Source organism: Methylovulum sp. (assembly GCF_028687615.1).
Classification (GTDB): Bacteria; Pseudomonadota; Gammaproteobacteria; order Methylococcales; family Methylomonadaceae; genus Methylovulum.
Map to the genome: position 1 here is coordinate 1 of NZ_JAQTZU010000027.1, position 24,848 is coordinate 24,848.

At 50.1% G+C, this 24,848-nt stretch carries 19 protein-coding genes and 1 pseudogene; 10 read left to right on the forward strand and 10 right to left on the reverse strand.

Annotated elements, in window-relative coordinates:
• Positions 1-50: 50 nt before the first annotated feature.
• The 4 genes from PHH59_RS14030 to PHH59_RS14045 all read left to right on the forward strand — a co-directional run bounded on the left by PHH59_RS14030 (position 51) and on the right by PHH59_RS14045 (position 4,484).
• Positions 51-1,499 (forward strand): HAMP domain-containing sensor histidine kinase, encoded by a 1,449-nt coding sequence (locus PHH59_RS14030; RefSeq protein ID WP_300017410.1) that lies wholly within the window; start codon positions 51-53, stop codon positions 1,497-1,499.
• Between the two features lie 5 nt (positions 1,500-1,504).
• Positions 1,505-2,119, forward strand: a complete 615-nt coding sequence (locus tag PHH59_RS14035) for a hypothetical protein (protein WP_300017413.1) — start codon at positions 1,505-1,507, stop codon at positions 2,117-2,119.
• A 5-nt stretch (positions 2,120-2,124) separates the two neighbouring features.
• Positions 2,125-3,708, forward strand: a complete 1,584-nt coding sequence (locus PHH59_RS14040) for a HAMP domain-containing sensor histidine kinase (protein WP_300017416.1) — start codon at positions 2,125-2,127, stop codon at positions 3,706-3,708.
• Positions 3,709-3,803: 95 nt separating this feature from the next.
• The gene (locus PHH59_RS14045) at positions 3,804-4,484 is read left to right on the forward strand and encodes a response regulator transcription factor (RefSeq protein WP_300017419.1); all 681 of its coding nucleotides are present in this window, start codon (positions 3,804-3,806) and stop codon (positions 4,482-4,484) included.
• Positions 4,485-4,621: 137 nt separating this feature from the next.
• On the opposite strand, the gene PHH59_RS14050 is transcribed toward PHH59_RS14045, so the two are convergent.
• The 9 genes from PHH59_RS14050 to PHH59_RS14090 form a co-directional block, all read right to left on the reverse strand.
• A complete protein-coding gene (locus tag PHH59_RS14050) occupies positions 4,622-5,377 on the reverse strand; it encodes a sulfite exporter TauE/SafE family protein (protein WP_300017422.1) in 756 nt (251 codons plus the stop codon).
• Positions 5,378-5,408: 31 nt separating this feature from the next.
• Positions 5,409-5,615, reverse strand: coding sequence for a hypothetical protein (locus PHH59_RS14055; protein ID WP_300017425.1), 207 nt, complete (start codon positions 5,613-5,615; stop codon positions 5,409-5,411).
• Between the two features lie 568 nt (positions 5,616-6,183).
• Positions 6,184-7,017: a 2,3,4,5-tetrahydropyridine-2,6-dicarboxylate N-succinyltransferase gene (gene dapD / locus PHH59_RS14060; RefSeq protein WP_300017428.1), complete on the reverse strand. Its 834-nt coding sequence runs from the start codon at positions 7,015-7,017 to the stop codon at positions 6,184-6,186.
• A 12-nt stretch (positions 7,018-7,029) separates the two neighbouring features.
• Positions 7,030-8,232, reverse strand: coding sequence for a succinyldiaminopimelate transaminase (dapC, locus tag PHH59_RS14065; protein WP_300017430.1), 1,203 nt, complete (start codon positions 8,230-8,232; stop codon positions 7,030-7,032).
• A gap of 68 nt (positions 8,233-8,300) precedes the next feature.
• Positions 8,301-9,077 (reverse strand): M48 family metallopeptidase, encoded by a 777-nt coding sequence (locus PHH59_RS14070; RefSeq protein ID WP_300017432.1) that lies wholly within the window; start codon positions 9,075-9,077, stop codon positions 8,301-8,303.
• 128 nt (positions 9,078-9,205) lie between these two features.
• Positions 9,206-10,045, reverse strand: coding sequence for a 23S rRNA (adenine(2030)-N(6))-methyltransferase RlmJ (gene rlmJ / locus PHH59_RS14075; RefSeq protein WP_300017435.1), 840 nt, complete (start codon positions 10,043-10,045; stop codon positions 9,206-9,208).
• A gap of 24 nt (positions 10,046-10,069) precedes the next feature.
• Positions 10,070-10,837 (reverse strand): YdcF family protein, encoded by a 768-nt coding sequence (locus tag PHH59_RS14080; protein ID WP_300017438.1) that lies wholly within the window; start codon positions 10,835-10,837, stop codon positions 10,070-10,072.
• Positions 10,838-10,852: 15 nt separating this feature from the next.
• Positions 10,853-11,644 carry an RMD1 family protein gene (locus PHH59_RS14085; protein ID WP_300017441.1) on the reverse strand — a complete coding sequence of 264 codons (792 nt, stop codon included), beginning with the start codon at positions 11,642-11,644 and terminating at the stop codon, positions 10,853-10,855.
• Between the two features lie 688 nt (positions 11,645-12,332).
• Complete coding sequence (locus tag PHH59_RS14090) at positions 12,333-12,746, reverse strand: hypothetical protein (RefSeq protein ID WP_300017444.1); 414 nt, start codon at positions 12,744-12,746, stop codon at positions 12,333-12,335.
• 575 nt (positions 12,747-13,321) lie between these two features.
• Here PHH59_RS14090 and PHH59_RS14095 point away from each other — a divergent pair.
• The 5 genes from PHH59_RS14095 (at position 13,322) to PHH59_RS14115 (ending at position 22,202) form a co-directional block, all read left to right on the forward strand.
• Positions 13,322-17,230, forward strand: coding sequence for an FAD/FMN-binding oxidoreductase (locus PHH59_RS14095; RefSeq protein WP_300017447.1), 3,909 nt, complete (start codon positions 13,322-13,324; stop codon positions 17,228-17,230).
• A 289-nt stretch (positions 17,231-17,519) separates the two neighbouring features.
• Positions 17,520-19,952, forward strand: a complete 2,433-nt coding sequence (locus PHH59_RS14100) for a dynamin family protein (RefSeq protein ID WP_300017450.1) — start codon at positions 17,520-17,522, stop codon at positions 19,950-19,952.
• Positions 19,953-20,268: 316 nt separating this feature from the next.
• Positions 20,269-20,760, forward strand: a complete 492-nt coding sequence (gene iscR / locus PHH59_RS14105) for a Fe-S cluster assembly transcriptional regulator IscR (RefSeq protein ID WP_300017453.1) — start codon at positions 20,269-20,271, stop codon at positions 20,758-20,760.
• A complete protein-coding gene (locus tag PHH59_RS14110) occupies positions 20,757-21,866 on the forward strand; it encodes a cysteine desulfurase family protein (protein ID WP_300017456.1) in 1,110 nt (369 codons plus the stop codon). Before iscR ends, PHH59_RS14110 begins: the two co-directional genes overlap by 4 nt.
• A 9-nt stretch (positions 21,867-21,875) precedes the next feature.
• Positions 21,876-22,202, forward strand: a complete 327-nt coding sequence (locus tag PHH59_RS14115) for an iron-sulfur cluster assembly accessory protein (protein ID WP_300017459.1) — start codon at positions 21,876-21,878, stop codon at positions 22,200-22,202.
• Between the two features lie 82 nt (positions 22,203-22,284).
• On the opposite strand, the pseudogene PHH59_RS14120 reads toward PHH59_RS14115, so the two are convergent.
• Positions 22,285-22,802: pseudogene (locus PHH59_RS14120) on the reverse strand (ISAzo13 family transposase).
• Between the two features lie 359 nt (positions 22,803-23,161).
• On the opposite strand from PHH59_RS14120, the gene gspE reads away from it, so the two are divergent.
• Entirely contained in the window at positions 23,162-24,847 is a 1,686-nt protein-coding gene (gspE, locus tag PHH59_RS14125) for a type II secretion system ATPase GspE (protein WP_300017462.1), read from the forward strand.
• Position 24,848: the final 1 nt, after the last annotated feature.

Below are 24,848 nucleotides of genomic sequence, written 5' to 3' on the forward strand. Positions count from 1 at the left end.
CGCGCTTGCCTAAGCCGCCGCTTGTGGACATTATCTAGCCGCTATTTCGAATGACATTCAAAAACCTGTTATCGTTAAAATCCCTAATCATCCTCGGCTTTGTCATTGCCGTTATCCCGTTGTTTCTGGCGGTGATTTATGCCGCTTTGGGGTTGCGGGAAACCTCGGCATTGGGTCGGATTATCAACACCCAAGTGTTTGAACAAACTAAAGTGGTGCGCTTGGTTTTGCAAAAGACCGCCGATATTGAACGCAAAGCCCGCTTGTTCGTGTTGTTGTCCGACCCGGCGGTGCGCCAGCCTTATGAGCGGCAATCCTATGAAAGTACGCGGGCGGCGTTTAAACAAGCCTTGGGCGAGTTGTTAAAACTGCGGGTTGATAACAAAATCGCTTTGTTAGTCAATGAATTGTCTGAGAAAGAAACACTCATTTATCAACAGATCATCAGTTCAACAAGCGGCACTAATTCTAGCGTGGCGATTGATGAAGCGTTCCAAGGCTTGCGCGATTCTTCGCATAATCTGTCGCGTGAATTTGAAAACCATGTTGACCATGAATTCAATGCCTTGCACCAGCAATCAGAAACCCTGGAAGAAGGCTTGTTAGTGAAAGGGGCGGTGTTATTGTCAGTTTCGTTTGGGGTGATCGTGACCTTATTGCTGGTCATTTCGCGTTCCTTGCGCCAGCTCGATAGCAGCATACGCCGTCTGGGTTCGGGGGAATTGGCGGAAACCATCGTGGTGGCGGGCCCTTCGGATTTACGGTATTTGGGCAACCGTTTGGAATGGTTGCGTAGCCATTTGCTGGAATTGGAAGTGTCGAAACAGCAATTCATCCACAATGTCGCGCGTGAGATTGAGCAGCCTTTGGCAAGTATCCGCGAGAGTGCGGAAATGTTGATCACCAACGCGGACGCGGACAATCCGCAGCAGGAAATCGCGCAACGCTTAAGCAATACGGTCGATAAGCTGAAAACCGTGTCTGATGAATTGATCCGCTATAGCCAAATCAACACCAAACCGGACAGCATCCGTAAAGGCAACGTCAATATGAAAGCCTTGCTGGAATCGGTGCTGGAGGATTTTCAACCCCGTTTGCAAGACAAAAATCTTAGCGTGAAAAAACTGGTCAGGCCTGTAGAAATTGATGGGGTAGCAGAGCAATTACGCAGTATCATCGAACAATTGCTGGCGAATGCGGTGAAATATTCGCCTACGGGCGGCGAAATCCGCATCATGTTGCGTGATTCTGGGCAGCAAATGGAATTGGAAGTGGAGGATGAAGGGCAGGGCGTTGCGCCAGAAGATCGGGAACATGTCTTCGAACCGTTTTTTCGTGGCGAAACGGTCAATGCCGATGATGCAGGCCCGGGCTTGGGTTTGGCGATAGTCCGCGAATATGTCGCCAACCACCAAGGCAAAGCCGAGATTATTGACCCTAGGGAAGACCAGCAAGGCGCACGGTTTCGTGTGCAAATCCCTTTGACTGGAGATGCTTAACCACAATGGACGCAACATTAATGGACGCAACATTTTCTATGCTAAAAATCAGTTTGGTATCCAGCCTATTCCTATTAGTTGGCTGCGCCGAATTTACCCAAAATTGGAACGGTAATTCCGCTACTTATTCAGAACCTTATGCCCAAGCCGATTTTGATGAATTGCTGGCGTTCGGTGCGACGATGGCAAAAGTGCCGTCGTCGTCACGCGCCGAAGCTTGCCGTACCTTATTGAAACGTCAACAAGAATCGCCAGGTGCAGGGTTTCAGTTGCACTTGCTGGTCGGGCGTTTGCTGTCCGATAGCTGTGGCGACATTCCCAAAATTCTGGACGGTATCAATGCCATCCCTGCCGAAAATCTGGGTGATGAACGCTTGCAAAAACTGCTGGTGCTGGATACAGAAATATTGAAACGTATCAACAGCCAAGCGAACAATACGCCGGTTTGTCCAACGAAAAAATCCACGTCGCAAAAGCGTAAACAAAAATCCAGCCAACGCTCAGTTGAAAGCAAAGAGTCCGACGCCGCGTCAAATGACGAAGCCCGTTTGCTGCGCGAAAAACTGGAAGCCATACGCTCGATGGAAAAGCATTTGGATGAAAGCGGCGGCGGAAATTAAGCCTTATGTTCCGTTTGCGTTTGGCGATAGTCATTATGGTGTCGTTGGGCTTTGTCTTGTTTTTAGGCATTGCCCTGTATTGGAGTTCCAACCAAGTCGCTTGGTATTTCCAGCGCAGCCAAACGGCGTATGACGCGTTCGATCATTACGGACGTTTGTCCCAAGAAGCTTACCGCCATTTCAAACAACGGCTGGACAGGCAAATCAGCGATACGCCAGCCGCACAAGCAGGTGTTGAAGCCTCCAAACAACGCCTTTACCAAGCCATGCAGGAACTGCGCGACATCGCCGTCAAAACCGAACAGGCAGGCGACGAATCCGACAAATCCGCCGAATTGGAACGGGTCGCCCATTTCACCGCTTTTTTGGATGCCAGCGAATACCGCTTTGACGACATCGAACGCCTACGCCAACAAGGCAAGCTGGACTTGGCGATGCAAGCCTTATCAAAATTCTCCGAAGAAGAAATTGACGGCAAATTCCAACCGCTGATTGATGCCGCCATCAACGCCGAGCGCGGGAAAGCCAGCAAAGCCAAGCAAGAGCTGGAAGATTTGGTCGCTAGGTCGCGTGGGTTGGCTATTTTGGCATCGGTGTTGGCGGCGATTTTTAGCCTGGCAGCGGGGATATTTTTGTTGCGCGGCTTTAAAAAACCTGTCGAAGCCCTGATGAAAGGCACGGACGAAATCGCTTCCGGTAATTTGGATTACCGGATTAGTGTCGATAGCCATGATGAATTCGCCTATCTCGCCAGCCATTTCAATCAAATGGCGCAGGAAATCCATAGCCAGCAAAACAAATTACGCGAAGGCCGTGCGGTGCTGGAAAAACGGGTCGCCGAGCGGACGTTGGAGTTGCACCGCTTGAATGAAGAATTAAAACGCATGGACACGGCGCGGCGGGAATTTTTGGCGGACATCAGCCATGAGTTGCGCACCCCGATTACCGTGATCCGTGGCGAGGCGGAAGTGACCTTGCGCGGCAAAGACCGTGCAGCCGAAGAGTATAAAGACGCCTTGCAACGCATCGTTGAATTGGCGATGCAATTAGGGGCTTATGTTAAAGACTTGTTATTTTTGGCCCGCGCCGACACGGCCCATCTGCAATTTGAATGGGATAGCTTGGATTTGACAGAATTGGTGGGCAGCGCCGTGGAAGATTTCCGCTTGATGGCGGAAGAAAATGGCAATCCCGTAGCTTTGCTTGCACCTAGCGATCCGCTGTGGATTTACGGCGATAGGCAACGGCTACGGCAGTTGCTGTTTATACTAGGCGACAACGCCAGCCGCTATTCCAAGCCCGCAGGCCAAATTACCGTCACGTTATGGCAAGAAGGCGAACAAGCCTTTTTCAGCATCAGCGACCAAGGCATAGGCATTCCAGCACAAGATCTGGAAAAGATTTTTGACCGCCGTTTCCGCAGCCAAAACGCCCGTCACTCCTGCGCGGACGGCAGTGGTTTAGGTTTGCCGATGGCAAAATCCATTTTAAACGCGCATGGCGGGGAAATTAGCGTGGCTAGCGTAGAAAACTCTGGCTCGACATTTACCGTTAGGTTGCCGTTAATTGCACCAAATGATTTTCAGTGATAGAGGCAACTTCTGCTGGTTCCCAAGCTTGAGCTTGGAAACCAGCAAAACCAGCAAACCAGTGAAACGCACAACTCAAAAAAGGTAACGCGGACATGCAAATACTGCTCGTGGAAGACGATGAACGGATTATTGATTTTGTCCAAAGGGGCTTAAAGGCAGAAGGCTATGTGGTCGAAGTCGCCCGCAATGGCTTGGACGCGATTGCTTTAGGTAGCGAAGGCCAGTTTCAAACCATCATTCTGGATTTAGGCTTGCCTGATATCAACGGGCGGGAAGTCTGCGAGCGGCTGCGCAAAGCGGGCATCGACACGCCCATCCTCATGCTAACGGCACGCGATACCGTACAAGATAAAGTCAGCGGTTTGCGCTCAGGCGCAGACGATTACCTGACCAAACCGTTTTCTTTTGAAGAATTGTTGGCAAGAATCGAGGCGTTGATGCGCCGTCGTGGCGGCGGGCTGAAAGCGGAAAGCAAAACATTGCAGATAGCCGACCTCGTCTTAAACTTAGAAACCCATGAAGTGCATCGTGGCGGCAAACGGATTGAGCTAACGCCCAAAGAGTTTACCTTGTTGGAATGCTGTATGCGGATGCCCGGCAAAGTCATCAGCCGCACCCGTATCCTGGACCAAGTTTGGGGTTACAGCACCGATCCGATGACCAATGTCGTGGATGTCTATATCCGCCAATTACGACGGAAAATTGATGATGGTTACGAATTGAAACTACTTAAGACCGTGCGGGGATTTGGCTATAAATTAGATGGATTCTAGTCGGAGCGCGGGCATCCTGCCCGCTGTGCGGCCAAGATGGCCGCGCTCCAAAAACCGAAAACTTAACAGTTTAAAGTCTCTGTATTTTAATGTTGTGCCGGTTTTTCAATGCTTTTTACCGTCTGGATTTGCATGGCTTAAAGCAGCAGTTTCAAGCCGACTAAAACCGTGATGATCTCATAACTGCGTTTAATCCATTTGTTGCCTTTTAAAATCGCCAGATGCGCCCCCAAATAGCCGCCAACAAAAGAACCCAATAACAGCACTGGAATCCAACTCCATTTCACCTCTGAGATGAGCGCCAGCACCACCGCGCCCGAACCGTTCCAAAACAAGCCGACGATGATTAAGGTGTAAGCCACGGCGCGTTTATAGTCCATGCCGAACCAGCGTATCAATAACAAGGTGGCAAAAAGGCCGGTGCCGGAAGCAATCGAACCATTTAAAAAGCCAATTAAAAATAACAAACCACCGCCGATGATTAGCCCTTGTTTATCTCGATGCTGCGGTGCGTAGTGCTGGCCTAGCTGCTTTTGAAAAAAAGAATAAATGCCTAAGGACATCGTCAACAGCCCTAATGCCAATTTAGCGACGCTATCGGGAATGTGGATCACCGCAAACGAGCCTAGGACAACAGCGGGCACACCAACAGAGAACATAAACCCGGCGAAGTTTTTTTCCACGATGTCTTCTTTCAGATAACGCACCGTCGCACCCACGCCTAGGGCAACTGAAGCGACTTTATGCGTGGCTAGGGCGACGCTAAAAGACAATCCCAAAAAAATGAGTACCGGAAATTGGATTAAACCCGCACCGCCACCTGCCAGTGCAGAAAACGTGTTGGCAATCAGGGACGCGATAAAAACGATGAGTTGTTCAATGAGAGGATTCATAAAGGTTTAGGCGGGTAAAACGGGGTGTTTGCTAAAAACGGAAGAAATAGGGGACAGCAATCAACACCACACCGACCAAAACCAGCACAACTGCATTCGGCATAAAATACGGGTACGCCATTAATGCCAGGCCGCACACAAGCGGGATAAGCATTGACTGTTTCTTGCCATAGATAAAGAAACCAAAACCGATAGAACCAAACAACACACTCCAAAGAAGTCCCGATTCGCCACTCATTTGCCCCCCTTAATTTATCATCTGACCCGTTAATTTCTTAGCAATCGCCCTCAAACAAGTTTAAACGAAATCCAAAAAAGTAGTAATTGTGGAGTCTAGACTAATAACGACGGGTTGGACATTTAAAACGATTTTGTGGAAGCCAGGAGAAGCCTGGATGGTTTTTTTGATGAAATCTGGCAGAAACTTTGGGGAATGGGTACAAGAAACTATTGGCCGCATAAATGGACTTAGGATTTGGCTAAAAATAACTTCCCGGAACCATTCTTGAAACCCTAGACCTGACAGGTTTCAAAAACCTGTCAGGTCTTAATATCGGGAAGTTATTAATGGTCAAATCCTTACCCCTATCTGGCGGGAATTCTAAGCTGAATGGTGGGCTGACGCATGGGATGATGCGCGTGATGCGGCGGAAAAGGAAACGGGGGGTGTCTTACGAGAAATTTCCTGAATAATGCCCTTGGACTGGCGAGGATATTTTGTCGGACACTGGGTTTGCGCCGCTTTTTGAAAATCATTAACCTGTAAAGCGCGATAGACCATAGTCTATCGCGCTTTATGGAGTTGATTAATCCCGCAACAACTCATTAATCCCCGTCTTGCTGCGCGTCCTTTCGTCCACTTGTTTGATAATCACCGCGCAATACAGGCTGTAGCTGCCATCAGCCGAAGGCAGGTTGCCTGACACGACGACAGAACCTGCCGGGATGCGCCCGTAAGAGACTTCGCCGGTCATGCGGTTGAAAATCTTCGTGCTTTGGCCGATGTAAACGCCCATAGAAATGACGCAACCATCTTCAACGATCACGCCTTCAACGATTTCAGACCGTGCGCCGATGAAGCAATTGTCACCGATGATGGTCGGGTTGGCTTGCAAGGGTTCCAATACGCCGCCGATGCCGACACCGCCGGATAAATGCACATTTTTGCCGATTTGTGCGCACGAACCGACCGTCACCCAGGTATCAACCATCGTGCCGCTGTCCACGTAGGCGCCGATGTTGACGTAAGACGGCATTAAAATCGCGCCGGGGGCGATGTAGGAGCCGTGGCGGGCGACGGCGTTTGGCACGACACGGACACCCGCTTGGGCAAAGTCTTCTTCGCTGTAAGTGGAGAATTTGCACTCGACTTTATCGTAATAACGGGTGTTGCCGCCGTCCATCAGGCGGTTTTCGTTGATGCGGAAGGACAACAGCACGGCTTTTTTCAACCATTGGTGCGTAACCCAGTCGCCGTCAAGTTTTTCGGCGACTCTAAGTGTGCCGTTGTCCAGCAAGCCCAACACTTCGTTGACGGCTTCGCGCACTTCGGTGCTGGCGTTGGCTGGCGTGATGTCGGCGCGGTTTTCAAAAGCGGTGTTGATGATGTTTTCCAAGGTGTCAATTGAATAGTCGTTCATGATTTTTTCTTTTTATAAAGTGTTGAGGAAATTTTTAATGCGATGGGCGGATTTGATACATTCATCCAGCGGTGCGACCAAGGCAATCCTGACATGGTTTTCGCCTGGGTTGACGCCGTTAAATTCGCGGGATAGGTAACTACCGGGCAGGACGGTCAGGTTTTCATGCGCGAACAGTTTTTGGGCGAACTCACAGTCATCTATCGGCGTTTTCAGCCAGACATAGAAACTCGCGGCGGGTTTGTTGATCGTGCAAGCTTCGGACAAAATGGTGATGAAAGCGGTGAATTTGTCGCGGTATAGGCGGCGGTTTTCAAGCACATGGTGTTCATCCTGCCAGGCTTTGATGCTGGCGTGTTGCGTCGGCAACGGCATCGCGCAACCTTGGTAGGTGCGGTATTGGAAATAGGGTTGCAAAACCTCGGCGTCACCGGCGACAAAACCGGAACGTAGGCCCGGCGCGTTGGAGCGTTTGGACAGGCTATGGAACACCACGCAACGTTTGAACGCGCTATTGCCGATGCGGTGGGCGGTTTCCAGCAAACCCACGGGCGGCTGGGTTTCATCGTCATACAGTTCGCTGTAACATTCGTCCGAAGCGATGATGAAGTCATATTTATCCGCCAGATCCAGCAGTTTTACATGGTCGGCTTGGCCCATCACCGCGCCGCTGGGATTTCCAGGCGAGCAAATATACAACAACTGGCAACGCCGCCAAATGCGTTCCGGTACGCTGTCAAAATCCGGCAGATAACCGGTGGCTTCGGTGCTGTTGACGAAATACGGTTCCGCGCCCGCCAACAAGGCCGCGCCTTCGTAAATTTGATAAAACGGGTTGGGCATGATGACCACCGGTTTTTCGCCACCGCTGGCGTCAACCACACATTGGGCAATCGAAAACAAGGCTTCGCGGGTTCCGCTGACAGGCAAGACTTGGGTGTCTGGGTCCAGCGCGTCCACAGGAATTTGGAAACGTTTAGATAGCCAGCCGGCTATCGCCATGCGCAGTTCCAATATGCCTTTGGTGGTCGGGTAAACCCCCAAGCCTTGGATATGCGTCAGTAAGGTCTCTTCAATGAAATGTGGCGTTGGATGCGTGGGTTCGCCGATTGATAATGAGATATGGGCTTTGTCATGCGGTGGCGTGATACCGTGTTTCAATTGTGCCAGTTTTTCAAACGGGTAGGGGTGTAAATATGGTAGGTTTGGGTTCATTGATCGGGACTGACGCATTAAAAAGGTGTGGAATCCAGACAAATTTGGATTCCAGGGGGTTTCTCAGATTAATTGCAATGGGGTTGCCTACCTGTTGCCTGGGCTTGCTGGAACTGCGCCATCGCTTGTGGCATGTGCTGTTCCAGATTCTGGATACGGGTGGCATCGGAAGGATGCGTGGACATAAATTCGGCGGGTCCCTGGCCTTGCGATGCTTGCGCCATTTTTTGCCATAAAATAATGCTTTGTCTAGGATCAAATCCCGCTTTCGCCATTAAATCCTGGCCGATAATATCGGCTTCGCTTTCTTGGGTGCGGCTGAACGGCATCAGAACACCATATTGTGCGCCCAGACCCAATAATCCCAAGGTGGTTGGATTCTGCCCAAGCGTTGTTTGCTTGATGATGCCCATACCTTGTTGCATGACCATTTGTTGCGATGCCCGCTCGTTGCTATGTCTGGCCAAGACATGGCCGACTTCATGACCGATGACCGCCGCCAACTGGTTTTGGTTGCCGCCAACCATTTCAATCAATCCTGTGTACACACCGATTTTATTGCCGGGCAAAGCGAAAGCGTTGAAAGATTTATCCTGAAAAACCACCACTTCCCATTTACCGCCCGTTTGCTCCGTGATCGCATTGGCAATGCAATGGGTGAGTTTGTTGTATTGAGGGTTGTGGCTAATAGGTTTTTGGGTTTTTAAGGCGCTAAAGGTTTGCAAACCCATTTGGTCCATTTGCGCTTCGGGCATAAAAATAAACTGGTTTCTGCCGGTAGGACTGGTGACACAGGCGTTTAACAATCCAGCCGCCAGTAAAACGAGGAGATTTTTTTTCAACATAAGCAAAACCAACAGGTGGTAAATAAAACCGCCATTCTAACGTAACTTGTTATTGGAAGTTTGAAAATTGTGCGGTCGATGAAGGAAATAGCCGTCCTAAAAATGACGCTTAAACGGCATTTGCTGAATTATTCCGCCAAGGTTTGAATGCGGTAAAAACCGGCTCCGTCTATTCCTAAGGTGTCCGCAAGCCAAGGCAGCGTGGTTTGCATTTCCGCTGGTAGCGTCCAGGGCGGATTGATGACAAGCATCCCGCAAGCCGTCATGCCAGGGGCTTGTGAATCTTCCTGAACGCCCAATTCAAACAAGTGCATATTGGCAATGCCGCTACGATGCAGGGCGTGTTCCAAAGCTTGGGTGCGCCGACGGCTGACCACCGGATACCACAGCGCGTAAGTGCCGGTGGCAAAACGTTTGTGCATTTTTATCAAGGTTTCAACAACTGATTCATAATCGTTTTTTAGTTCATAAGACGGATCGATCAATACCAAACCGCGCCGTTCATGGGGGGGCAATAACCCAGATGCGTGTTTTAAACCATCATCAGCGATGATCGTGGCCCGTTTGTCTCCGCCAAGGCTTTTTTGCAGGATTTTTTGTTCTGTCGGATGCAGTTCATATAAAAACAGGCGGTCTTGTGGACGTAGCAGAATCTTCGCAAACCTTGGTGAACCAGGGTAATGGCCAAGCTGCCCGCCCGCGTTGGCTTGTTTAGCGAGTTGGACATAATCGGCGACGCAGGCGGGTGTGTCATCGCGTTGCCATAAGCGTCCAATCCCGTTATCGAATTCACGGTTTTTTAAAGCGTATTCGCTAGTCAAGACATAATCGCCAGGGCCGGCATGGGTGTCAACATAGCAAAACGCCTTGTCTTTTTGGCCTAGATAGCGAAGGATTTGTACCAAAACGGTGTGTTTCAAAACATCGGCGAAATTGCCGGCATGGAAGGCGTGGCGATAACTGAGCATGGGGGTGGGTGTTGGATGCGATGGTCACGATTGCACTGGAGAATTTAGGCGGTACCACAACAAGCCTAAATATTCGTGCAGCACTAAAAAAGTCTTCTCCAGCGCGTTTGCGGAGGGGATGAAGCGTAATGGCGATTCGGATGGAGAGCCGCTGAAAAAGGCGGTTGGGGCGGCCAACACTTGGAAACCGGCGTTCTGGAATGACCATACCGCGCGGGGGATGTGGAAAGCCTGGGTGACCAGCAAGATTTTATCCATCGCCTGGGTCTGTAAAAGTTGGCGGCTAAATCGGGCGTTTTCAGCCGTATTGCGGCTGCTGGGTTCTTGCCATTTTACGGGGATGTGGAATTCATTTTGCAAAACCTCCGCCATGAGCTGTGCTTCTGGGGGGTATTCTTCTTGAAACACTTTCCCGCCTGAAACCAAAACCGGCAATCCTGTGTCACGGGCTAGTTTCGCGGCATAGCGCAACCGCAACAGGGTGCGTTCGTTGACTGTCCGTGCTTGATGGTATTCCAATCCAGAATTTTCACCGCCACCGAGGACGACGATGGCTTGCGGTTTGAATGCGGTGATTTTATCGGCGGTCACGGGTGGATAAGTTTCCAAGGTGCCGGCGATAATCTCAGTGACCACTGGCAGGCTTAGCGTGGTCAGGATCAATAAGCCCGCCGTCGTTAAAGGCAAGCCCCAGCGGTATTTACGCAACAGCAAGCCTGCCATCGCCATGAGCAATAAACTCGCCGGTGGCAGCATCAACAATTTGATAAAGTAAATAGCGGTTATTTCCATAAAGCGGAAAGTGCCCTAAAACACTTTATCTACTAGCGTCATGGCAATTTCAAAGGCAATCAGACCGATGATGATCAACTCCAAGATCGACGAATGGCGGTGTTTTTGTTCGTCAGCCAACATTTCAAACAATTCGTGGATGGTTTCCAGTTTTTTTGACAATACCCGTGTGCGTGGGGCAATTTCCAAATATTTCGCGGTGATGCTGTAATAATCCTCGTATTCGGGATATTCCCAAAAGAAATCCGGCGTGTCCAGCAAATCGTAATTGAGGATGATGTCGCTCTTGGTCAAAAACAATTGCCCGCGGATTTTGGCGATTTTATGGCGGCTGAGTTTGATCCGTCCGTCTTCCGCCAGGGATTTGGGGATGTAATTGGTGTTGTTGATCGTGGTGATGGCGTTGGTTTCAAACGAAGCCAATTTAATCGATTGCGCCATGCCTTGTGACAATGAAAACAATAGGATAGGGTCGGATGATTCGACTTCGATATGGTCTTCAATAATGCGTGTGCAGGGGCAGTCCAGCTCGAAAGTGAAATTATCTTCTTCAACGGCAAGCAGCGGATTTTCGGCATGGGCGAGGAGCAGTTGATGCAGTTTGCCTTGCTGTTCGGTGCTGACATTCCAATGCACCACCGCACCATAAGAAAACACCACTGACCAAGCGTTATTGTCTTCGATCAACAACGCGCCTTTAATGATGCGGATCAGCGTCGTATCAGAAATCAGCTTTGCCAGCGCACTAATATCAAATCCTTGTGCTAGGCAAAATGCGGCGCATTGCTTTGCAGGTTGTTCAGACATATTAATTGTTTCATAAATGCTTGCATTGGAAATGGGATTTTTTCGCTAACATTGTTTCAGCAAGCACTTATGAAACACACATAGCTTATTGAGTGGATACTAATAAAGCACCCGTAAATAGATACAGCCGTTGTATTTTACGGCGTGTGCGGACATCGCGGCAGTTTTTTTCCAGATTTTCCGAAAATATTCGTCTTTAGTAAGGAATTTGCCTGCCGCTTATGTGGCAAAACTGATGCCATTCGTACAAAGACCGGCATCTGTTTGGGTTTTTCGAAAAAACGACGGGGAATAAGCCATACGCATCAAGTTTCGTAGGTTGGGTTAGGCGGTAGCCGTAACCCAACAGCATCGGAGCGGCACACCGCTACGCTGTTGGGTTACGCTATCGCTACCAACAGTAGGCACTTTACGACAGCATGGATGCAGGAGGTAGAGCAATGCAGGAGCAGCGTAGCGGTGTGCCGAGGCGACACGAAAAACACGAAAATTCATCTAGTTTTTTTTCGTGATTTTCGTGAACACTAAGGATTTGGCTAAAAATAACTTCCCTGAACCATTCTTGGAACCCTAGACCTGACAGGTTTCAAAAACCTGTCAGGTCTTAATATCGGGAAGTTATTAATGGCCAAATCCTAAGCTTGATGCGTATGGGAATAAGCCCTTGCCACTTAGAGCCTAGGCCAGATTAACCAGAAATCAAGACCAACCAACCGTCTTCACCTTCACATTGTGGATATTTGGCATTGACCCGGATATTGATACGGGCGGCGGTATTGCGCAAACTGGCTGGCAATTTGGCCTTTATCAAATAGAAAGGGGCTTTGAATTCGCTATCAAATTCAACGCTTATTTCTTTGATGGTGATGGATATTTGGTCAGGGTTGTCTATGTTTATAATCTTAAAAGATATTTCGCTTTCAGGCGCCACTTTGGCTAGATGCCCTGGCGTAAAATTCGACAATCTGGGCTTCATACATGCCCCTGCCGAACCGCCGCCACCACCTTGGCCACCGCCATGACCGCTGTGATGTTCTGCGGCATAAGCGGTAGTCATTGAAAATATAGCCACCAAAAAAGTAGCTGAAATTAATTTTTTCATAAGATATTCCTCCCCTCTTTAAGTTATTGTCTGTTTTCCGCAGAATTATTATCTTTTTAGTTATTTTAAAATCCGCCGCTTATTTTTATGGTTTAACGCAAGCAAAGCCAATTGCATCCGTCAACGAACCAATATAAATGAACTCAAGAAAAACACCAATCCTAGAGCCAATATTTTCAATTGTGTTTTCAATTGTGGTTGCCTTGGGCTTTTAAATCATAACATGGGCACAAAATATCTAATATTCGATCAACTTTGGACTACCAACTTAAGGCGGGACAAAAAGACCCGATCTAGACCTGTCAGGTTTTTAAAACCTGACAGGTCTAGAGTCCTGCGGGTAATTGGGAAGTTACCTTTGTCCCGCCTTAAGTTGGTAGCCCAACTTTGTATGCCCGTCAGCGATAACTGACGACAGCTTCCAATGAAATCGAATAGTTTGCCAGCCCTCTTCGGAATGATTATGCGGGGGCTTGGTTTGCTGGAATACACAGACTAAGAGGCTTTTGCTATTTTCGCTCCATCCACGAGTGTTACAATATCTTTAATCAATCACGCCTGTATGCAGAATATCAGTGAATTCAACATTTTCCCCTTTGTCTTCCGATGTGTCGCCAGTACGGCTACGCGAAATTCCTTATAACTACACGTCTTTTTCTGACCGCGAAATCGTCATCCGTTTGTTGGGTGCGGAAAGTTGGCAAATAATCGAATCGTTGCGTGGCGAACGTATCACAGGCCGCTCCGCCAGGATGCTGTTTGAAGTTTTGGGCGATATTTGGGCGGTCCAGCGTAATCCTTACCTTGAGGACGATTTATTGGATAACCGCAAACGCCGGTTAGCCTTGCTGGAAGCGTTACGCCATCGGCTGAAGCAAATGAAAAATCGCCTGACCGAACATGAAGGCGAAAATACGGATCGGGCTAAGCGTGTCGCGCTATTAATCACCGCCGCCCATCAGGCCGTCAATGTCTTTGCAGCCCATTTTGACCGTACCCGTGAGATGCGCCGCAAAACCTTGGCTTTGTTATCCAAGCATACCCGCAAAGACAATATTTGTTTTGACGGCTTTGCCCGCGTGTCCCATGTCACCGACGCCACCGATTGGCGGGTTGAATATCCGTTTGTGGTGCTTTATCCGTGTACGGAAGACGAAGTCGGCCATTTGGTGCGTGATTGCATCAAATTGGGCCTGACCATCATCCCGCGTGGCGGCGGTACCGGCTATACCGGCGGCGCAGTGCCGTTGACGCCTTATTCCGCCGTCATCAATACGGAAAAATTGATTGAAATAGGCCGCGTCGATCCTGAATCCCATTTGCCGGGAATCGAACAAACCTATGCCACCATTTATACCGGTGCCGGTGTGGTGACACGGCGGGTGATGGAGACCGCTGAAAAGGCGGGGCTAGTGTTTGCCTGTGACCCGACTTCCGCCGATGCGTCCTGCATAGGCGGCAACATCGCCATGAACGCGGGAGGCAAAAAAGCCGTGTTGTGGGGGACGGCACTGGACAATCTGGCGTCCTGGCGCATGGTCACGCCCGATGGTTTGTGGTTGGACGTGGAACGTCTCAACCACAATCTGGGCAAAATCCACGAACAAGCAGAAGTGACCATTGCCTTAAAACGTTTTGACAGCAAACGTAAGGTGTTGCTTTCCGAAGAGCAACTGGTCATTCCCGGCCCCGCGTTCCGCAAAGGCGAATTGGGCAAGGATGTGACCGACAAATTCCTAGGCGGCTTGCCGGGCATCCAAAAAGAAGGTTGCGACGGCATCATCACGTCGGCGCGGTGGATTTTGCACTCACTGCCGCCACATACGCGCACGTTTTGCCTGGAGTTCTTCGGGCAAGTCCGCGAGGCCGTGCCGGCTATCCTGGAAATCCGCGATTATCTGGCGGCCTTACCCAAAGACGGCCCACAGCGCGTGATGCTGGCGGGTCTTGAGCATTTGGATGAACGTTACGTCAAGGCCGTGGGCTATGCCAGCAAAGCCAAGCATCATGGCCGTCCGAAAATGGTGTTGATCGGCGACATCGTCGGCGATGACGATAAACAAGTCGCGTTGGCGGCATCCGAAGTCGTGCGCTTGTGCAATGCCCGTAACGCCGAAGGTTTTATTGCCGTCAGCCCGGAAACCCGCAAGACTTTTTGGTTGGATAGGGCGCGTACCGCCGCCATCGCCAAACACACCAACGCCTTTAAAATCAATGAAGATGTCGTGATTCCGTTGCCGCGCATGGGTGATTATTGCGATGGCATCGAACGCATCAATATTGAATTGTCGCTACGCAACAAATTGCGATTGTGTGATGCACTTAGCCAATTATTGGCAGGTGATTTACCGCTACGCGCTTATGAAGACACTATCGACAAAACCGAGCTGTTTGGCGACCGCCGCAGTTCCGCTTTAGCGGCGATCACTACGGTGCGGGAGCGTTGGCAATGGCTTTATGACAACCTGGATTTGCCATTGCCACAAGCGGAAGCCTCGTTCAGCGGGTACGGCATCAGCGTCGGCGAACTGACCAACCGGACTGAACAGCCAACCTTGTTCCATCGCTTACAAGACTATTCATTGCGCGTATCCTGGAAGCAGGAATTGTTGCCACTGTTAAAAGAGATTTTCGAAGGCGACACGACCGCCCCCGTCATTAAACGCATCGAAGCCGTACACAAGGAAATCTTGCGCGGACGGGTGTTTATCGCCCTGCACATGCACGCGGGCGACGGCAATGTCCACACCAATTTGCCGGTCAATTCCGACCATTACGAAATGCTCCAGGAAGCCAATGCGGCGGTTGCCCGCATCATGGTGCTCGCCCGCGACCTGGGCGGCGTGATTTCCGGCGAACACGGCATCGGCATCACCAAATACGAGTTTTTAACGGCTGAAGAACTCGCCGATTTCCACGATTACAAACAGCGCATTGACCCGGAAGGCCGTTTCAACAAAGGCAAGCTGATGCCGGGGGCAAATCTCAGTACGGCTTACACCACGTCGTTCAGCCTGATGGGCTACGAATCGCTGATCATGCAGCAAAGCGACATCGGCGCGATTTCCGATTCGGTCAAAGATTGCCTGCGCTGCGGCAAATGCAAACCCGTGTGCGCCACGCATGTGCCTACAGCCAATCTGTTGTATTCGCCGCGCAATAAAATCCTCGCCACGTCGTTGCTGGTCGAAGCCTTTTTATACGAGGAGCAAACCCGACGCGGCATTTCCATCACCCATTGGAAAGAATTCGAGGATGTCGCCGACCATTGCACGGTCTGCCACAAGTGCTTCAATCCCTGTCCGGTCGATATAGATTTCGGCGAAGTGTCGATGAACATGCGTAATCTGTTGCGCAAAATGGGCAAGCAAAGTTTTAATCCGGTGAAAACGGCGGCGATTATGTTTTTATCCACCAGCCATCCCAATAGCATTAAAGTGATGCGTAAGCTGCTCATCGAATGGGCTTATAAAGCGCAACGTATCGGCAATATCCTGTTGAAACCGTGGAACCGGAAACAATTGGTGCAACCCCCGTCATCGACTGGCCAACCCGCCATGCGCGAGTATGTCGTCCATTTCACGAACCGGAAAATGCCTGATAACGTGCCTGCCAAAACGGCAAGGGCGTTGCTGGGTATCGAGAGTGACCAAATCGTACCGATCATCCGCGACCACAACAAAACCCGTGCCGATTCGGAAGCGGTGTTTTATTTTCCTGGTTGCGGTTCCGAACGCTTGTTCTCGCAAGTCGGTTTGGCGACCCAAGCCATGTTGTATGAAGTGGGAGTGCAAACGGTCTTGCCGCCCGGCTATTTATGCTGCGGCTACCCGCAACGCGCCGCCGGACAATATGACAAGGCGCAGAAAATCACCACCGATAACCGGGTGCTGTTCCACCGCGTCGCCAATACCCTGAATTATCTGGATATTAAAACTGTCGTGGTCAGTTGCGGGACATGCCTTGACCAACTGCTAGATTACGAATTTGACAAGATTTTTCCTGGCTGCCGCATGATCGACATCCACGAATATCTGCTGGAAAAAGGCGTTAAGTTGGCAGGGGTGAATGGGGCGCGTTATCTCTATCACGACCCTTGCCACAGCCCGATGAAACAACAAGACGCCATGAAAACCGTCAACGAGTTGATCGGCTCGCCCGTCAGTAAATCCGAACGCTGCTGCGGCGAATCGGGGACTTTAGCGGTGGCGCGTCCTGATATTTCTACGCAAGTGCGTCATCGTAAAGCCGCCGAATTGCAGGATGACACGGCTAAGCTACGTGCCGACGGATTTGACGGGCCAATCAAAATGCTGACATCCTGCCCATCGTGTGTGCAGGGTTTGAAACGTTTTGATGACGTGGATGCTATGGAAGTCGATTACATCGTCGTGGAAATTGCCCGGCATGTGTTGGGCAAGGATTGGATGAAAACCTATATCAAGCAAGCGGGAAAAGGCGGTATCGAGCGGGTTCTGTTGTAAGGGCAGGGTGGGCGTTTTTAAAATTTGAAAAACTGTTTTGAAGCGGATTATCCTAACCTTAGCCAATCAACATTGCTTAATGAACGCCATATTTACACCGCTTCCATGCTAACGTATCCTATTTTGATCAATTGACCCAGCTTCCCGATTAGGGTTTACACTCGCGCTTAGTGTGGTCGTGAATTTTTAAGTCATTGTTTAAAAAGGAAAATAAAACACTAACCGCTGCAACCAGTGTTTTGAACAAAACATCACAGTACGCATACTACTTAACCCTTGTGGAATTTTTATGGCTACCTGGCTAGAAACCTGTCAACAACAACTGATACGCTTGGAAAAAACTTCGGTGCTGGTCGATAAACTCGATACTTTGTGCAGCAAAACACTTGCTGATTTGCCCGCTGAACTCTTGCAAAAACTCAACATCGAGCATCAACGCCTGAATAACCAATTGGAACGTTTACGCGCCAACCGGTTTGAAGTCGCCGTCATCGGCTTGGAAAAAGCCGGCAAAAGCGCGTTGTTAAATGCGTGGTTGGGCCAGGAAATCCTGCCATCGGCGCGGGAACGCTGCACTTTTACCAGCACCGAAATCTGGTCGGCGCAAACCGAACATGATCAAATGTTGTTGATTGAATATTACACGAAAGAAGAAATCGCCACGTTGCAAGGGCAACGCCACGAGGCTTTGGCTAGCAGTTTGTTGAGCGACAAGGAGAAAAAGGAAATCCAGGAAGATTTGGAAGACACCGAAAAACATTTGGAGGCCATCAAAGAATTCACCAAGCTAAAAAACGGCTTTAGCCAGTCGTTTATGGACATCAGCGAAATCAGCGAGCATTTGCAGTCGGCGATTTTCAAAAACCGCGCGCAATCACTGGCAATCAAACGCATCCAACTGAAAACCGTGCGCCTTAGAAGCGACCGCGACATTATTTTCCACGATGTACCAGGCTTCAACTCCGGCATTTTGATGCACGCCGAACAAGCCATTGACCGTCTGAAAAAATGCGATGCGATTATTTACGCCAAGGAAATGAAACAGCCATCCATCACCGGGCCCGAAAAAGAGATGTTGATGGTCACCGATGCCGAAGACCCCGCCATCCGCGTCGCCGACAAAGTGTTTGTCGTGCTGACGCAAATTGACGCGCTTGATGATCCGATTGATTTTAAAGAAACTTACGAAAAGCATAAAAATTATTGGCCCGCCGTCCCGGAACGGCGCTTGATTCCGGTTTGCGCACGGGCGCATCTGGTCGAATTTGGCATCCCTTCCGAAGACACGCTAAGACGTTCCAAAAGTGCCGATGATAAAGGTAAGTTAAAAAAACTTGGCATCACCGATGGCGTACCGATTTTGAAAGAATCGGTCAGTTATTACATTGATAACGAACGCGCTTCGGTGCTGCAAAAACGCTGTGACGCGCTGGTCAACAATATGCGCCAATACGCCAGTGAAATTCTGCAAAAACTGGAGCCGATTTATTCCAGTTTCGCCGACAGCGACAGCGAAAGCCACGAAGACAATTTGCTAGGCAAGGAATTTAACCAATGGTGGGGACGCGAATGGCAGCGCATCAAAAAAGACTTTGATGTTTGGTACGCAGAAAGCATCCAGGGCCGCACGGAGGCGGACGCACTAGGTGCCGAACATCAGGAATTGGCGGCCTTGCATGATGCTTACGACGGTAAAATCGAAGCCTTGTTGGCAAATTTGTCCACCGCGCAAGCCGATGAACTGAAACGGATTTACACGGCTGGCGGCACTATTTCGATGCCGGATGCCCGCGAAGGCAATTACAAAATCCGCGAAGAGCTGTTCCGCGAAATCCAGCAAAAATTTGAGACCGAACTGACCGACGAACTCGCCCAAGCCTTGCAAGCCTTGATCGACCAGATCGTCCGCAAGACCCAAGAATTGTTGTGGGAAACCGAAGACGTGCGTAAAACCCTGTTGCACTCGCAAATGGACGAAACGATTGAACAAGCGCGGATACGCCACGGATTTCAGGTGCTGTTCCTGCGCTTTGGGCGCGTTGCGGTGGAAGCCTTCATCGCCAAACCCTTGCAAGCCCGTGAACGCCTGCTGCATGAACGCGCCGCCGAAATCAAAACCCTGGAAGCGTTTTATGCCGGAGACAATGACCAGCACAAACAAGAAGGCCGCCTGACCCATTATCTGCGTTACGGTTTGTGGGAAAAAGCCGTCAGCCGGATTCCGGTTGCCATCAATAAAGCCACCCGTGCAACCAAAGCCGCCAATGCCCTGGAATTGGCAGAAACGGTGGCGGATGCCGCCCCGGCAGTGGCGGGCAGAAGCACACGCACGACCAAAACAGCGGCAATACATGAGTTGTCCGAAGCGGCAACAGCAATTGAAGAGCAAGAACGCTCACCCGAACCCATCAATTTTGAACAAGTGGTCGAAGAGATCAACGGCGATTTGGCGGCTTTGGAAGATTATCTAAAAAATAGCGTGTTCTATGCGGCGGGATTCATCACTTATTGCAACCAAGAGTTGGAGCGTATCCGCAACCGCTTCAAAGAAATAGAAGACAACGAACGGCAATGGATAGGCATTATCCGCACCGCCGTCAAATACGAGAGGAATCCCCGCATCCCTTACAACATCTCCCATTCCAAACGCGATTTTCGCCTACGTCGGGAAATCGCCTTGGAATTGAAAGAAGTCCGCGAGACTTATACCCATCTTTACTGATCATCAAACATCTCAGAACGTGTTTTAAAAGCGGTTACGCGGCGTTGCGCGGTGCTCGAAATACTCATGTACGTCCAGTACACTCCGGTTTCTGCATTCCGTGCGCCTTGCACTCGAACCGCTCGCGACGCTTAAAACACGTTCTCAAGAATCAAATAACCGGTAACAGGCTGGTTACCGGTAAATCATTTGGCATCAGAGTGTGCGCCCAACGTTCCAGCTTCGATAAACCACATTGTCTCTGCGTAATAGTTGACTATTTCACTAGGTTAAGTATAGTAATTCTTATTCAATTAGATTTATTAAGGATATTCCCGTGCGCTTAACCACTAAAGGCCGCTATGCAGTGACCGCCATGCTCGATCTGGCTTTCCACAGTCAAATTAAACCGGTCACCCTGACGGAAATTGCCGCCCGTCAAACCATTTCGTTATCTTATCTTGAACAATTATTTGCCCGTTTGCGCCGTGCCGGAATGGTCAAAGGTGTGCGTGGCCCTGGCGGCGGGTATACCTTATGCGGCGAAGCTAGCGAAATTAATATCGCCGATATTATTGCCGCCGTCGATGAGCAAGTCGATGCCACTAAATGCGGTGGCGAAGCCAACTGCCAACAGCATCAGGCCTGCTTGACGCATGATTTATGGATGGGCTTGAGCGATCAAATCAGGGAGTATTTAAAAGGCATCACCTTGGCGGAATTGCTTGAAAAACACCATGTTCAAGAAATTGCCCAACGCCAAGATCAAGATGTGCAACACATCATCGAAATCCATCGCTTAAGTGAGGTGGGTGCCGAACTTGCATGATCTACCTCGATCATAATGCCACCACCCCGCTGGACGGGCGGGTAGTGGAGGCGATGTTGCCGTTTCTTAAATCGTTCTATGGCAATCCGTCCAGCTTATACCGTCATGGCCGATTGGCGAGAAGTGCGCTGGACACGGCACGGGAGCAAGTCGCCGCCTTGGTCGATGCCAATCCCGCAGCGGTTATTTTCACCAGCGGCGGTACCGAAGCCAATAATTTGGCTTTGGCAAGCCTGCCAGCAGCTTGCCGCTTGGCTATTGCCGCCACCGAACATCCTTCCATCACCGAACCAGCCAAACGTTTGTCCCGCCAGGGGCATGGGCTGTCAATTATTGCCGTTGACGGCAATGGTTTGCTTACCGAAGCCGCCCTCAGCCAACTTATGGGTTTCCAGCCCACGTTGGTTTCGCTAATGTTGGCGAATAATGAAACGGGCGTTGTGCAAGACGTCGCCGCTTATGCAGGGCAATGGCGCGAATCCGGGATAATCGTCCATACCGATGCCGTGCAGGCGGCTGGCAAAATCCCCGTCTCATTTAAGCGACTAGGTGTGCAGATGCTGAGCTTATCCAGCCACAAAATCTACGGCCCGAAAGGATGCGGCGCCTTGGTTTTTGATAAATCCGTCCCCATTAATCCGCTCATCGTTGGTGGCGGGCAAGAGCAAGACTTACGTTCGGGTACGGAAAATGTCGCCGCGATAGTGGGTTTTGGTAAGGCGGCGGAATTGGCAAAAACCGAATTGGCAGAACGCGGCAAGCACTTGTTGGGGTTAAGGACGTTGCTTGAAGCCAATCTGGAGGCGATCCCAGGCTTAAGCATGTTTGCCAAAAATGTCAATCGCTTGCCCAATACCGTGCAGTTTGGTATTGACGGCGTTGACGGCGAGATGTTGCTGATGAAGCTGGATAAAAAAAATATCGCCGTATCCAGCGGTTCCGCTTGCGCCAGCGGCGGCGGCCAGCCTAGTCCGGTTTTAATGGCGATGGGTGTCAACCCGACACTTGCCAAAAGTGCGATTCGTATCAGTTTGGGCATAGCCAATACTGAAGCGGAAATAGTGCAATTTATTCATGTAGTAAAAGACTTGGTCAGCCAAGCATAGGAGTTTGTTATGTCTGTTTCATTAACTGAAAGTGCCGCCCGTCAAATCCAAAAACAATTGCTAAAACGCGGCAAAGGGATAGGTTTAAAGCTGGGTGTCAGAAAATCCGGCTGTTCCGGCTACGCTTACGCACTCGATTATGCCGACCAATTGGACGAAAACGATAGGGTGTTTGAAGGCTTCGGCGTTAAAGTCATCGTCAAAGATGAGGATTTGCAGTTGGTCAACGGCATCGAGCTGGATTACCGGCGCGAAGGCATCAACGAGGCGTTCCAGTTTAATAATCCGAACGTGGCAGGGACTTGCGGCTGTGGCGAGAGTTTTGCCGTGAAGTGACATCAAGGCTTTTAGATAGACGCTTATTGATGGGATATTCTTCTAAACAAATAAGGAATGAGCCTAAAATAATTTAGGCAACTTATAAAATTGTTGCCTCAGGCATGGCGACATAATTCCATTGCCCCAGATACTGATCAAATACGATTCGCATGGATTCTTTAAAGCCTTCCACAACTTTTCTGCCCGTTTCATAAACCTTGTTAAAAATACAGGCAAAGACCTTTAATCCCGCTTTTGTTGTTGTCTTTTCTATTAGCTCTTTCATAAAGGGATGGCTGGTTAAAATCATGCCGGCTAATTCGCGGGTAATATGAGGAAATACCCGATGCTCAATGGGATTCCACACGACATGTACGGCGGATAATGCGCTATCCGTATTTCAATGCCTATTTCATCCACCAAAGCCTGCAAATCCTGTTTGAAAATGTAGTGTCTGGAGGAGTTGCCGCCACCGCCATCCATCAATAATAAAATGGAGGTTGCCAGAGGATAGTAGATGATTCCGTAGGTGTACCACCAGTGGCGAATCGAATCACAGGAAAATTCGCTGGTGTCACGGCTCGTGCCAATGTTGACGTAGGCTTCGTTGCGCTCCATATCATAAAGCGCATGGGGCACTGCGACACCTTCGGCTACTGACCACAGGCGTACCCGCAGGACTTTAGACCTGTCTGGTTTTTAAAACCTGCCAGGTCTAGCCCAGGTATTTTTGTCCCGCTTAAAGTTGGTAGCCCTAATTTTCCATCGCCCACCATGCCCGCCGCGTATCATTTGACGGTCAACGGCGTTATGGTGCTATAAACTGGCGTAATTCCGTATGCAAAGAAACCAAATAGAATTACATCTGTCTGGTTCTGGCATTAGCACAGCATTTTTATAAAACTGTTATGATAAAATACGCGGCTTGCTTACCCGTTTAAATCGCCACTATTTTTATAAACCATCTAAATCAACTAATGGCCTACGAATCACTGCTGCATGCACTCCAAACGAAAGGTAAACTGTCGGCTTCGGAATTGAAAAAAGTTGAACGGGTTAAAAAAAGTGCGATGGGCGACAGTCTGCCGCAATTGCTGGTCAAATTGGGTCTTTGTTCCGAGGCGGATGTCGCCGATGCCTTTGTTGAATCCGGTCAGTTTGAGAAAGTGGTTGCTGACCAATATCCTATGGAAATGCAGTTGCCGGACAGTGTGTCCTTACGCTTCCTCAAACAATTCCATGTCATCGGCTTGCATCAGGATGAGCATGAGGTCACGGTCACGATGATGGATCCTGAAGACCAGTTCGCCATTGATGCTTTGAAGTTGGCGACGGGCAAGAACCTCATCGTCAAAGTCGGTTTGTTATCAGAAATTGATACCGCGCTGGAAGTGCAGTATGGCGAAGGCCGCTCACAAATGGACAAAATCGTCGATGGCCTGACCATGGAAGACATAGGCGAAGAAGATTTGGAGCATCTGAAAGACCTCGCCAGTGAAGCCCCGGTCATCAGAATGGTGAACCTGATTATGCAACGGGCGATAGAGACCAAAGCCTCGGACATCCACATCGAACCATTTGAACAGACCTTGAAAGTTAGGCTGCGTGTGGACGGCGTGTTGCAAGAGATTGAGGCACCACCTGTCAAATCCACGGCGGCGGTGATTTCGCGGATCAAGATCATGGCGAAACTGAACATCGCCGAACGCCGTCTACCGCAAGACGGGCGCATCAAAGTGCAAATGCTCGGCAAGGAATTGGATTTGCGGGTTTCCACGATACCGACCATGTACGGCGAAAGCGTCGTTATCCGTTTGCTGGACAAGGAAAATACCGTGCTGGATTTCCAGGCACTGGGTTTTGCCGGTATCCATCTGCAACGTTTCCTTGATGTCCTGGCCTTGCCGCATGGCATTATCCTGATTACCGGCCCGACGGGTAGCGGTAAATCGACCACGATGTACGCGGCCTTGAAACAGCTCAACACCTCGGCGCGGAAAATCATCACCGTCGAAGACCCCGTCGAATACCAGATGGAAGGCATCAACCAAATCCAAGCCAAGCCGCAAATCGGCCTCACATTTGCTTCGGCCTTGCGCTCCATTGTCCGCCAAGACCCGGACGTGATCATGATCGGTGAGATGCGCGACTTGGAAACCGCGCGTATCGCCGTGCAATCGGCGCTGACCGGCCATTTGGTGTTGTCCACCCTGCATACCAACGATGCCGCCGGCGGTGTCACCCGTTTGCAGGACATGGGGCTGGAAGAATATCTGCTCACCTCCACGGTCAACGGCATCCTCGCCCAGCGTTTGGTCAGAAAGCTTTGTATTCATTGCAAATTGCCTTACACCCCTGCACCCGAAGTCGTTGCTGAATTGCGTTTGCGCCGTTTCGCACCCGAAGGTGACATTGTCTTGTACAAACCCGTCGGCTGTGCGGCTTGTAACGGTATGGGTTATCGCGGACGTATGGCGATCATCGAATTCCTGCCCATGACCGACCCGGTCCGAAAATTGATCCTGGCGCATGAGGAAGCGGGCGCGATCCAAAAACTGGCGGTAGCCGAAGGCATGCAGACTTTGTACGAAAACGGCCTGGATAAGGTGGTGCAGGGCGTGACGACCTTGGAAGAAGTCATGCGCGTGACTTCGGAAGCGTAAG